The following is a 12073-nucleotide window of genomic DNA, read 5'->3' on the forward strand; positions in this document are numbered from 1 at the left end:
GATGACGAACCCACGCCGGGAGCCCCAGTTATTAGTTGATGAGAACTTTTTGAAGGCGTTTGCAAGTATTAATGATTGCCGATATGTTGCTATATTGCTAAGAAATAATGACACCATTATTGGCTACTTATATAAAGTCATGCTTTCGCTTAGCGGGGACAACGATGAACTTGTTAGATTAGGGTACATATTATACCTAAATAGAGTAAATAAATGCACAAATAATATTTCTGTTGATTCCCTTTTATATATATGCAGAGAAGAGAATAAGCTAATACTAGTTATAGACAGAGAGGATGTCTTTACCGATATACTTAAGTGTATTAATATTAGGGAAAAGGAGGCTTCTGAAAAATCGCCAAAAATTATTTGTTTATACGCTATTGAAGAATTGAGCGAAAAACTAGGATGTATTACTGCTTATTGATAACTTAGGAGGGCGCTAGGACCGCAATAACGAGGCTAAGCAAAGGTGCTGATGATTGTTTGTGAAGTTTAAAATATGCAGATGGCTTGAGAGGAGCGAATTCCAATCTATTATTAGACTTGCGACCTACTTGGGCAGAGAATCGGGCTGCAGTCTCTTTATGATAACTTTAGATGGTAATAGCTATGCAAAGAAGATTGAGGAAATTATAGAATTTATTGAAAGATTTGGGGGAGAATTGGATACAGACTCCAGACTATTGATTGAAAAAATTCAAAACGAACTAAGAAAAGTCATTATAAGAAAAGATGAGAAAGGATATATTATCAAATCCCAGAGTTATCTAAACGATTATCTCACATACTTTAGGGAAAGAGGGCTAGTAAGGTACTCGCGCATTAAGCAAGGCTTTATTGTAAAGCCTTATGCTATTGCAGATATAATCGAACGATTAGAGCTTGAAGGATTCAAAATAATCGATGAAACTAGTCTTATAAGACCTAATAACATAGATATAGAGTTTAAAGGTAATCTACGTGATTATCAGCTTGAAGCCCTTGAAGCCTGGCGCAATAACAAGTTTAGAGGCGTAATAGTACTACCCACTGGCACGGGGAAGACCATAATAGGAGTTGCGGCTATAGCATCACTCAAAGTACCAACCCTTATTGTAGTTTATACGAGGGAACAGCTCCTTGAGTGGATGAACAAGATAGCAACGTTTACAGACAATGGCAAACGACTTATTGGTGCTTTCTACTCGGACGAAAAGGAAATTAAACCAATTACCATCACAACCTACCAATCAGCTCACAGAAATATCGATATATTGAAAGATAAGTTCTCGCTTCTAATCGTTGATGAGGCCCATCACCTTCCTGCTGACAAATTTAAGCGGATAGCCGAAGAAGTCCTTTCCCCTTATCGCTTAGGTTTATCAGCGACACCTTACCGGGAAGACGGTAGACATGAAGAGCTATTCAGTCTCATAGGCGGAATAGTATATAGACGAACATTAAGCGAGTTAATGGAGCAAGGCTACGTGGCGCCCTTCGAAATAATACCTGTAGTTGTACGTCCAGAACGCGATATACTAGCAAAATATCGTGAAATTAGAAAGAAGTTTATTACATTAGCAAGGGGACGTAGTATTGAAGAACTAGTAAGAGCTGCAGCCGTGGGCGATAACTCAGCTCGGCAAGCAATTCAGCTTATGAATCAAGCTAGAAAGCTTCTTATAAGCTCAAAAGCCAAACTTGAAAAACTTAAAGAGATTTTCGAAAGGGAGTATAATGCGGGCTCGAAAATACTTATTTTTACTCAATACGTTGAGCAAGCAGAGATTATAGGAAAGAACCTTGGGATACCAGTTATTACAAGTAAAACAAACAAAAATATTAGGAATATAATATTTAACTTATTTAAAAACGGGAGATATAGGGCTTTAGTTTTAACAACTCTAGGCGACGAAGGAATTGATATCCCTGATGCAAACGTCGGAATAGTTGTGTCAGGAACCTCTTCTCGGAGACAGTTCATTCAAAGACTTGGAAGATTACTTCGTCCGGGCAAGTCTAAAACTGCACGGCTCTATTATATAGCGCTCAAAGGCACACATGAGGAAACAACGATGAGGAAAGTCTTGTCTAAGGTAAAAGAGTATCTAGGCTAATAGAATAAAAATTATACAGGAATTGAGTAAAACATGGTGCATCCTTCTTATATGCCTCTAGGGTAGAGAAAGTTATGACGGCAGGAAGGTAGTGGCTAACGAGGGAGACAATAATGCAACTGTTGAAGAATCAAGGCAAGTTTGATGTGGCTTATGATATTGTTGCCCCTGATATAAGTCTCGGCGGGACCGGGAATCAGACGAAATATTCTATGAATTTTAACCTATATCACGAACCTAGTTCTGTTAAGAGCGCTTTTCTAGATTTAGCTGTACTTGTCAAAGATCTTAGCGTTAGAAGATGGAAAATTTCTATAGCAGATGTGGTATTAACTAGAGAATTTAAGCCTCAAAATTGCAGAAAAATTAGCAATGGATATGTCTGTAAGCTCGTATTCGATGTAACGCCCATTATCAAGTCAAAGATGACTGATGAGTATAATGTAGAGATAAACTATTTAGAACTAAAAGAGCTTACACTGCTTCATATAGGTCTTTTAACCGTGTACAATGACGAGAACGCATCAAGTAAATACATATATGTTGTTGAGCCTATAGTTATTGAGGCTAACAGATCAATAAGCATAGACATAGATCAGCCAATGAGCGAGGCAAACATCAAAATGAGCATATATTTGCCTCACGCATCAGCAAAGCTGTTAATAAAGGGCGATGGGTATGAAAAAGCGTTAACAGAATATAGGGGGACAATAGAGTATACGGGTCAAGTCGGAAGCATAAAGACACTAATGCTTTCACATATTGGAAACGCTACTTACCTACCTAGGGAGATTATCATTCCAGCAATGTTAATATATGAAACTACAGCACCAAAACCAGTAATAGATGTAAGAATGGCTACAAGACGTGAGTATGATACTGTTAGCATTGAGATACGAAACAGTGGGGAGAAGAAAGTAACAAACATGATAGTAGTTAGCATCTCTCTAGGCAATATCATAGAGCGCAAGATTATCGATGAGCTCAATCCTGGTGAAACAAAGGTAATAAATGTAAAAATTAATCCAGAAGCTTTAACAACAATACGTGTTATATGGAAGCATAAAGGTGAAAACTTTATTAGAGAAATAAAGGTACGAAGTTCCTAGCGTCGGCTTTAAATACAACACCATAGCTAGAATGATGAATTACTCCCGGACTGATTAAGCCAGAATGAAGATAACTTACCCAGCTGAATTATTAATATATTTATCAAGTCTATTATTAACTACGTTCCTAATGAATTCTTCTAGTTCGATTGCCTTTAATTTTTGAATATTAACTTTATATCTTGTTCCAACATCTTCAAGGCTTTGGCTATCTAGTGGAATTATATACCATTTTCCTCCCTTAAATCGTACTGCAAGGAGAGTCTGCGCGTTTGCTCTTGCTGCAAAATCTTTCAATTTTCTAACTTTTTCTTTATCAAGGTATATTATATGGTCCTTATTGCTTCTATATTTGACTTCAAAAACATATACATTTCCTTTATATATTGCTACAACATCTGGGTAAAAGATTTTACGAGCACCTGAACCGCTAGCAGGGCCTCGAATTACTGCAAACCCCCTAGACCAGAGCTTTTGAACAAGTTCACGCTCGGCTCTGAATCCTCTCTTTCGTCTATTCATTTCTCGTTCATCCTATCATGTTGATTCTTATATTGACGCCATACTTGTCTTCAAGCTTTCTTATTCTCTTCATCTTCTTCATCAGAGCTCTTGCCGCAACTCTCGGCACATTGACAACTATGGTACCGTCTTGTACCTCTACCTGTGCCCCTGGAATCATCCTCTCAATAATTCTTTTAATTTTCTCTGCGGGCCCTTGTGCTTGCACAGACTTAACCGGCACAACAACAGTTTGCTCTCCGAATGTATATATCTCGTATTCAAGTTCGTCTGTGAGCACATCTCTTACCTCCACGACAGGTCTTGCAAGCTCTGCTTCACGTAGCCCTGTTGGCAGTTTCACCGTCATTCTCAGACCATACACTTTTTCAACACTCCCCTTATTTATGAAAATAACTGTATCTATGATGCTAGGCAACATTCCTATATCAACACGCCTTATGAATCGTTGAACCGCATCAATAGGCGATGTTGCATGTACAACTCCTATCATACCGATACCCGCAAGGCGTAAATCAATGTATAGACGGAAGTCCTCATCTGTTCGTAGTTCGTCAAATACAGTATAGTCCGGCCTACTTAGGAGCAGTATATCGTGGAGTTCACCTAGCTCTGCAAAACTCTTAGAGTACTGAGTTATCTGAGGAGGCAAACTCATATCCCTAGGAGATTCTATTGTCTTCACTACTTTGCCTTTTGATGAGTAATATTCTGCAAGAGCCTGGGCAAACGTTGTCTTACCCATGCCAGGAGCTCCTGCAATCAGTATACCTTCTGCCCTCTCTTCGAGCCGCTGTAAGAGCTTTGCCGGGAGCTTATAATCGCTGAGTTTTAACTTCTTAACGGGTCTGACAGCTGTTATTTCCCATCCTTCGCTTAGAGGAGGCCTTGTGATTACTATACGGAATGAGCCAAGCTGGACTATGGTAGAGCCTTCACGATCTATTTCTATAAAGCCGTCTTGTCTACGCCTGGCTGCTTCAACTATCTCTCTCGCTATTTGCTCGACCTCATCTCTGCTTAAACTTTGAGAAGTTAGCTCAACCAGTACCCAATTACCTGGCGAACCCTTTTTCGCGACAATCGGTGCTCCCTCCTTTATGTGGACGCTCATAGTGTTTTCGTCAAAATACTCCTCTATTTTTAGCCTCTCTACAGACTTTATTCGCGGAGGTATATACACAACACTCATACCCATAGCTTCAGCAACGAGTGCTTGAACCCTATCAGAAGTGATAAGCGTTGCTCCAGCTTCGTAAGCGTAGTCCCTTATTAGTGCGTCAATGGAGCCGGACCTTGCATATTTTATGTCGCTGAATGATGGACGCTGCCCTGCTATTTCTAGCTCTATAAGGCCTTGTTCGGCAAGCATTCGTATTTTCTTAATCTCTTCTAGCCCTGCATAGCCGGTTGCTCTGCCCTGATTAGCTTGATTCTCTAACTCGGCAAGAACAGCCCTATGAATAATTACCTTGCCTCTAATCTTACCCTCACTTATAAGCCTAGAAATCATCCCCTCAATTATCACGCTTGTATCCGGTACGTATACCGGCAGCGACGACTCCGTGTATGCGTACACGGCTCCAAAACTCCCCATTAGGAACAAAAACATTTTGCCTAGCTGTTCTTTTCTCTTTCTCTCAAAGCAAAACCATTATGCTAGGAAAAACTTGCTAAGTAACAAGTGTAGTAATGACTAAAGTGATAGATTCGGTCTACTCACCCAAACCTCTAGATACGCTTTGCTGCCTTAAAGACGGGGATACAATGCCTCAAATAAAACTAAGTATTGAGCGTTTAGCATCAACACTTGTGGCGTTAGGGTTTATTTATGTAAGTGTTGACCAATTAGCAAGACTCTTAGGCGTTTCAACAAAAACTGCTGGACGAATACTTGCCGAAATGCACAGAAGAGGACTGGTCAGAAAGTGGAGCAAAAGAACATATAAACTTAACATAGCAAGTCTTGCCCTCGGTGAAAAAACACTTGCCTAAGCCGCGGAAATTGATATTAGTAACTGCAGAGCACCATCCTCATCACAATCTCTGGTTAAAATTACTCGATGAAATAGCTAAAGAAAAGGGCCTCGATAAGGAGGTCAGAATTGAGGACTATGTTTTCCTTATAGAACACGGCGATACAGACGAGCTTGGAATGGCATGGGTTCCACAACTCCTAGTAGAACTTGACAATGGCGAGATAAAATTACTGCTTTCACGACTCCCTCTTGATGAGAAGCTGCAGCCAAGCATTGAAAAAGCGAAAGAGGAAATAATGAAAAAGCTAGAGGAGCTAGAAAGATAGTCAAGTATTATAACTCGGAACTCAGATACCAGGAGGCATAATATGAACTCGGTACTTGTCCCCTTCGTTCCAACACCTATATACGTTGCTCGAAAGATGCTTGAACTTGCAGGGGCACAAGAAGACGACGTTGTCATTGACTTAGGATGCGGAGATGGAAGAATACCAATTATCGCTGTAAAAGAATTTAATGTTAAGCGCGCAATTTGTGTTGAAATACAAAGACATCTTGCAGAGCAAGCAAGAGAGAATGTACACAAGCTAGGACTTGATGATAAGATTGAAATAATAAACGACGATATGTTTAAGGTTAATATATCCGAGGCGTCGATAGTAACGCTCTTCCTCTTAACAAGCGTAAATGACGCACTTGCATCAAAACTCAGAGAAGAACTCCGTGTAGGAACACGTATAGTTTCCCACGAGTTTAGAATAACAAAGTGGGAACCAATAATCTTCTCTACCGTAAACGATGGAAGAGTATCACACAACCTCTACTTATATATAATAGGATACTCGGATAAATAATCACGAAGAAATTTAAGGTTTAAAAATCCTCATTCTTGTGAAGCACTACCACGGTGACGAATCATTAAGGTAATCGTGATACGGGCAGATGAAGGAAAGATAACAGAAGAGGACATACAAGAGGGTAATTTCGGTGAAATAGCAAAGGCAGTTTCTAAGAAAGCTCTAGAAGAATGGAACCCAGAAAGCAGCGACTTCACTGCAATACGGACAAAGTTTGAACTAAGATACAGATTACCCATTGATCCCGATCTCTTCGACAAGCTACAAGAATACAACTTTGAAATGTTTAGAGAGGGAAATGAACTGGTAGTAAACCTACCAGTACTTACAATAAGCTTTGATAATGCATGGCTCGGCGACTCCTACTTAGATAAACGCATGTATCTTATAGCTCCATACTTGGACGAAGAAGAGGCCAAACAGCTTAAAGAATATTTGGTTGATGCAACTAAGGAGCCGAAGAAAGTCGGGACAGGAGAAGCTGAGATAACTCTAAGTGAAGAAGAATTAAAACGGCTAGAAGAGGGACTAGAAGAAGTTGAAGAAGAAAAACCAAGAAAGAAGAGAAGAAAACGAAAGAAGTAGGACTCGCTGAAAAGTGAGAAATGTCACATATAAGCTACCCTCATCGACAAATTATCTTTTACTAGAGAAAATAAATGCTTCGAGCCGCGAGGCCCCGATAATCTCGTCCCATGACATACTTATTGCAGATAGTAGTTGCTCAAATACACTTCTCATACTTTCAATATACTTCTCAATGTCGACTTCTGGCAGCCTTGCAAGTTGGACTGGTTTCACTCCTTCCTTGCTCTTAACCTTTACAAACGACACTATATCGCCTGGAAGCACTTGTACGCCGACACTTAGTAATTGACGGGCTGCTTTGACGTGCTGAGGCGTATTCTTCGTGTATTCATGAACGGGTTTGTTGAGCGCCATTTTAATTGCAAGTTCATCCAAGTTGTAGCTTAGATCACGAAGACCTTTATACATTTCTTTTAAGCGCTTCTTGATATCATTGCGTACCCTGACGAAGTCTTCAGGGGTCCTAACTGAACTTATGACCTTGATTATCTCGGCAAACTCGCGCTTTAGGAACTCTGGAGTGTTGCGTTTCTTTGCAACCATTCCCTTTACGTCAACACTTCCATCCTCATATACTCCTATATAGTTTTTCTTTAGTCCACTAAATGTTACAAATCTATAAATCTTGTCAACTTCCAAATCGAGTCCAAATTCTTTTTCAACATACTCTTGAAGCTCTTGTAATTTGCCGGAATGAGGGTTCCAAACAAAGAGAGAATCTGTGTCTCCATATAGAACGCGGAGGCCTAGCTCGGCAGCCTTTTGAAGCGTTTGCTTAATCGTGTAACGTCCTATAGCTGTGACGCTTTCAGCTACTGGTGGTGCATAAAATGGGAAGTTTTCAGCACCAAATACACCGTAACTGGCATTTATATATACTTTCATAGCTGCTTGTACTACGTTGTACCATTCACGTTTATCAGGAGGAAGCTCCTTGTTTTTCGCCTTCTTCTTATATATTTTTACTCGATAATCTCTTAGTAATCCAACTATTTGCGATGTAAGACCACGTATACTCATACATACCTTATGACCTACACCTGGAACATCAACCAATTTTGATTCGGGGCAATATGCTGGATTAACTGTCTCGTAGCTTAAGTTCCATCTCTTAATTATACTTGGATACAGGCTTGCAAAGTCAAGCACAACTACGTTAAAGAACACGCCACTAGCAGGGTCAAGTACTATCGCTCCTTGATACTTCTTGCCCTTTATTATTGCAAGCGATTTTACCCCTCCTTTTAGTTTAATAATCTCTTCCCTTGTCGGTATGAGATAGCCTCTGCGCCTATGTTCCCAATAGAAAAGGCTCTTAATCCAAGCAGATACTTGGCTTCGTGTTACATCTTCTATAGGAAGCTTCGATATACGCATTAGCAGTATAATCAACGTCCATACAAGGTCATTATTAAACTTTGTAAGCTGTAAAGTTAGGTACGCGTCCCGCGCATTATACCTTACGAGCTCAAGTAAAGAGAGATCGCTTATCGATGACTCCACTTCTACCTTATGTTCGCCTAAAAGAGCCGAGGCAATAGCGTCAAGTGTGAACTCCTTATAGGCGTTGCCGAAAGCATATGCTTGTATAGCTTTAATGTTAAAGAATTGATATAAGTCGATATGTACACCATACTTCATTGAAACATAGTTTCGCGTGATCCGGAACGGTATATGGCTCTTATCTATACCTAGTCGTAATGCTCTCATATAGAGATAGGGAAAGTCGAAGTTATCGCCGTTGAAGCTTATCACTATTGGGTAGTTTGCGAGTATCTTAAAGGTTTCAAGAATTAGAGCACGCTCATCATCGAATATTTCGATATGGATATTCTTTGGTAGCGCCTCGCGAAGCTTACCGAGTCTTAGATTAGGCCTTTTTAAGACGAAAACTGCTTGGCTACCATCCTCGAAGGCAAATGCGACACTGATTACAGGGTAAGAGGCCGTACTAGGGTCCGGAACTCTACCTTTAAACGGTGTATAGACCTCAATGTCAACTGCTACTCGTTTCGGCTTAGGGGGAGGTGCTTCAAATATAGGATACCACTTTACAGCTAGGTTAATTGTATCTTCATCCTCATTCTCAAACGCAGATTTGATATATGATAATTCTTCGCCGCTGACAGTTATAGGATTCTCTACAAGCCTATTTCCCCTAACCTCATATATCATGCCAGGAACAAGCCCATAGTCATATATATAGTTATGGTGAAATTTTATGTTAGCTTCCCAAGCACGTGGAACCTTATCTCTGAGGACGCGGACTATATCCGGGGTTCTCACGACTATTTTTGTAACCTTCTTCTTTTGCCATCTAAGTAGGTCAAACTTCTCAACGACCTCTACATGATCAAAGCCTGGATGCCGAACGACACTAGGTATCTCTTGCAGCTTATCCGGAGGTATATCTGTTAAGAAATACGGCTTATATCCTGTCTTATCATGATAAACTATGACTTCGCCACGCTGATCATCATATAGCTTTACAACTGCAACACCTGCATCACCATCATAATAGGTTTGTATGAGAAAGCCCTTATCTCCCTCAACGGCTTCACGCGGAAGCCTAAGAAGAGGCAACGAGCTAAGGCTTCTCAAAGAATCTACTTCAGCTTCTTTTAGAGACTCATAAAGCGATACATCAATAGATTCATCTTCACCCGCTTGCTCCTTCGCCGCACTGACATTAGACAAGTTAGCCTCAACATTTTCTTTATAACGCTCTTTAGCGTCATGCTCCTCTATTGAACTAGGCTTCTCGCTAAGCATATCGACAGAAGCACTATCTACGCTAAGCTCGCGAGTTCTTTGAGACTTAAGCTCGTTCAACAACTCCTCAAGACTTCCAGCTGCAGAATCGTTATCCTTAGAAGGCGGTGTTAAAGAGGCAGAATTGTTCTTCTTAGGAAACTCTTGTTCCTTCTCTTTTCTATCTTCTTTCTTGCCGAGAAATTCTAGTAGGCTCTTTACACCCTCAGGACGCTGGCGCAAACGCCGCGGCGGCATCTATCTAGCGCACCCATAGTAACATAGTATTAGAGCGTAACACCGTATAAGAGCACTCAGACCATTCAGACCATTATAGATCCTGGCTACTTCACGAATCGAGATACCAACTAAAACAAGGCTTTTAAGGGAAATAACGATTATTCGTCTATTAACACGGCTGGGCCCGTAGTCTAGCCAGGATAGGACGCCGGCCTGCGGAGCCGGTAGTCCGGGGTTCAAATCCCCGCGGGCCCGCCACCTTTCATTCTATATACCGTTTATTTGTCATGGCTTGCTGCTCTACGTCGTACCTAGTGTACTGTACAATGGTCTTATCAGTTGTAACTCCAAGCTGTGGAGTAAGTAGCCACCATATTGTGGGACTACATGGAGAAATATCTGATGGATTCCAAATTTTAACATTATGATACTATACTTTTGCAAAGATGTATTGATTATATTGTGAAATATGTGTATACCTCTATCGGTGATGGGTACGAGTTTATTTCGCGAGACTCTTGTCTCTTTTGCTCAACGAATCCTTCTATTACCTCTTTGGTAAATATCGGTTTTAGGAAGTCGTTGTCGCTTTCTAGCTCATCAAGGGCCTCGTCAAGGCTTCTGGGTAGTTCCTTTATTCCTAGTCTCTTCTTTTCTTCTTCGCTCATAGTATAGACGTTTTTATCGACAGGGTCTCCTGGATCTATTTTCTTCTTTATACCGTCAAGACCGGCTGCAAGTATTGCTGCAAACGCGAGATACGGGTTGGCACTTGGATCTGGTGACCGGAATTCTATTCTCTTCTCCTTCTCTCCTTCTACTCCGTAGCTCGGTATCCTTATTGCAGCGCTTCGGTTAGCTTTGCTCCAAACGAGGTAGACTGGGGCCTCGTAGCCCGGTACTAGTCTCTTATAGCTGTTTACTGTAGGAGCGACAATGGCGGCAAGAGCTCTTCCATGCTCTATTATGCCTCCTATGAAGTATCTTGCTGTTTGACTCAGCTGAGCATAGTCGTCATCGGGGTCGTAGAAGAGGTTGTGTTCATTACTCCACAAGCTTATATGTGTGTGCATTCCGTTCCCATTATCTCCGGCAACGGGCTTGGGCATAAAGACTGCCCATAAGCCATACTTTGCCGCAATATTACGAGCAACATACTTCAGTGTTATAACTCTATCAGCTGTTTCAACGAGTTCTCCGAACCTAAAACCTATCTCGACTTGTCCGAGAGCAGCTACCTCATGATGCATGCTTTCTATTCGGAAGCCAAAATACTTCTCCAACGTATCGGCTATCTCGATAAGAACTGGATATACTCTGTTAAACGGCTCCGGCGTATGATATGCTTTCTTGATGCGTTGGAAGCCCGAACCATTGGCGCTTGGAGGATATTCAAGCGACTCCACCTTATAGCATAGCCCTGTTACAGGCGATGCAACGTCAAAATACACCTTGCTTAATAGCATGAATTCTACTTCGGGTCCGAAGTACGCCTTCATTCCTAGAGAGTCCAAGTACTTAACTGCGCGCTCAGCTATGTATCGAGGGTCTTTTGCATATCGTCCACTACGATCATATATTTCTGCTACGACTCTCCCACTTCTATCTCTCCAAGGTATCACGGCAAACGTTTCAAGAACTGGTTTTAGCCTTAAATCGCTTTCATCTATAGAAGTGAATCCTTCCACGCTACTACCATCAAGCAGGCTCAAGCCTTGTTTGATCGCCTTCTCGTCTATTTCGCGAGAGGCAACCGTTACGCTTCTAAGATAGCCCGCTAAATCGGTAAACTGCAATTCTATCCATTGAACTTCTTTCGGTATCCCACCTATAATGTTGTTCAAATTAACGCCCTCCACTAGAGACTTCTTGAACATCTTTATATATTATTCTATCATTTGTTCTGTACAATATTCGGGTCTTCATGC

The 12073-nt window shown here is 41.0% G+C and carries 11 protein-coding genes and 1 tRNA gene; 8 read left to right on the forward strand and 4 right to left on the reverse strand.

All coding sequences use genetic code 11. The features are described 5' to 3' along the window. The first annotated feature begins 1 nt into the window (after position 1). The 3 genes from SBG41_RS04555 to SBG41_RS04565 all read left to right on the forward strand — a co-directional run bounded on the left by SBG41_RS04555 (position 2) and on the right by SBG41_RS04565 (position 3208). Positions 2-427 (forward strand): hypothetical protein, encoded by a 426-nt coding sequence (locus SBG41_RS04555; RefSeq protein ID WP_317896366.1) that lies wholly within the window; start codon positions 2-4, stop codon positions 425-427. 61 nt (positions 428-488) lie between these two features. Continuing rightward, the gene (locus tag SBG41_RS04560) at positions 489-2099 is read left to right on the forward strand and encodes a DEAD/DEAH box helicase (RefSeq protein WP_317896496.1); all 1611 of its coding nucleotides are present in this window, start codon (positions 489-491) and stop codon (positions 2097-2099) included. Between the two features lie 113 nt (positions 2100-2212). Then, positions 2213-3208, forward strand: a complete 996-nt coding sequence (locus tag SBG41_RS04565; RefSeq protein ID WP_317896367.1) for a hypothetical protein — start codon at positions 2213-2215, stop codon at positions 3206-3208. A gap of 75 nt (positions 3209-3283) precedes the next feature. Here SBG41_RS04565 and hjc read toward each other — a convergent pair whose 3' ends face one another. Both hjc and SBG41_RS04575 read right to left on the reverse strand, forming a co-directional pair. Then, positions 3284-3730 carry a Holliday junction resolvase Hjc gene (gene hjc / locus SBG41_RS04570; protein ID WP_317896368.1) on the reverse strand — a complete coding sequence of 149 codons (447 nt, stop codon included), beginning with the start codon at positions 3728-3730 and terminating at the stop codon, positions 3284-3286. A 7-nt stretch (positions 3731-3737) separates the two neighbouring features. Beyond that, positions 3738-5327, reverse strand: a complete 1590-nt coding sequence (locus SBG41_RS04575; protein ID WP_397470785.1) for a PINc/VapC family ATPase — start codon at positions 5325-5327, stop codon at positions 3738-3740. A gap of 170 nt (positions 5328-5497) precedes the next feature. Here SBG41_RS04575 and SBG41_RS04580 point away from each other — a divergent pair, with 170 nt between their 5' ends. From SBG41_RS04580 to SBG41_RS04595, 4 genes are all read left to right on the forward strand, one after another. Then, positions 5498-5725, forward strand: coding sequence for a helix-turn-helix domain-containing protein (locus tag SBG41_RS04580; protein WP_317896370.1), 228 nt, complete (start codon positions 5498-5500; stop codon positions 5723-5725). Beyond that, positions 5718-6035 (forward strand): hypothetical protein, encoded by a 318-nt coding sequence (locus SBG41_RS04585; RefSeq protein WP_317896371.1) that lies wholly within the window; start codon positions 5718-5720, stop codon positions 6033-6035. Before SBG41_RS04580 ends, SBG41_RS04585 begins: the two co-directional genes overlap by 8 nt. 42 nt (positions 6036-6077) lie before the next feature. Continuing rightward, positions 6078-6563, forward strand: coding sequence for a tRNA (adenine(22)-N(1))-methyltransferase TrmK (locus tag SBG41_RS04590; protein WP_317896372.1), 486 nt, complete (start codon positions 6078-6080; stop codon positions 6561-6563). 75 nt (positions 6564-6638) lie between these two features. Next, entirely contained in the window at positions 6639-7151 is a 513-nt protein-coding gene (locus tag SBG41_RS04595; protein ID WP_317896373.1) for a DUF2286 domain-containing protein, read from the forward strand. A 51-nt stretch (positions 7152-7202) separates the two neighbouring features. Here the strand turns inward: SBG41_RS04595 and SBG41_RS04600 are convergent, their stop codons facing one another. Further along, positions 7203-10163 carry a DNA-directed DNA polymerase I gene (locus SBG41_RS04600; protein ID WP_317896374.1) on the reverse strand — a complete coding sequence of 987 codons (2961 nt, stop codon included), beginning with the start codon at positions 10161-10163 and terminating at the stop codon, positions 7203-7205. Positions 10164-10325: 162 nt separating this feature from the next. On the opposite strand from SBG41_RS04600, the gene SBG41_RS04605 reads away from it, so the two are divergent. Next, a tRNA-Arg gene (locus tag SBG41_RS04605) sits at positions 10326-10403 on the forward strand. A gap of 197 nt (positions 10404-10600) precedes the next feature. On the opposite strand, the gene glnA is transcribed toward SBG41_RS04605, so the two are convergent. After that, positions 10601-11989, reverse strand: coding sequence for a type I glutamate--ammonia ligase (gene glnA / locus SBG41_RS04610; RefSeq protein WP_317896375.1), 1389 nt, complete (start codon positions 11987-11989; stop codon positions 10601-10603). Positions 11990-12073 lie beyond the last annotated feature (84 nt).

The organism is Pyrofollis japonicus, assembly GCF_033097485.1.
GTDB classification, from domain to species: Archaea; Thermoproteota; Thermoprotei_A; order Sulfolobales; family Pyrodictiaceae; genus Pyrofollis; species Pyrofollis japonicus.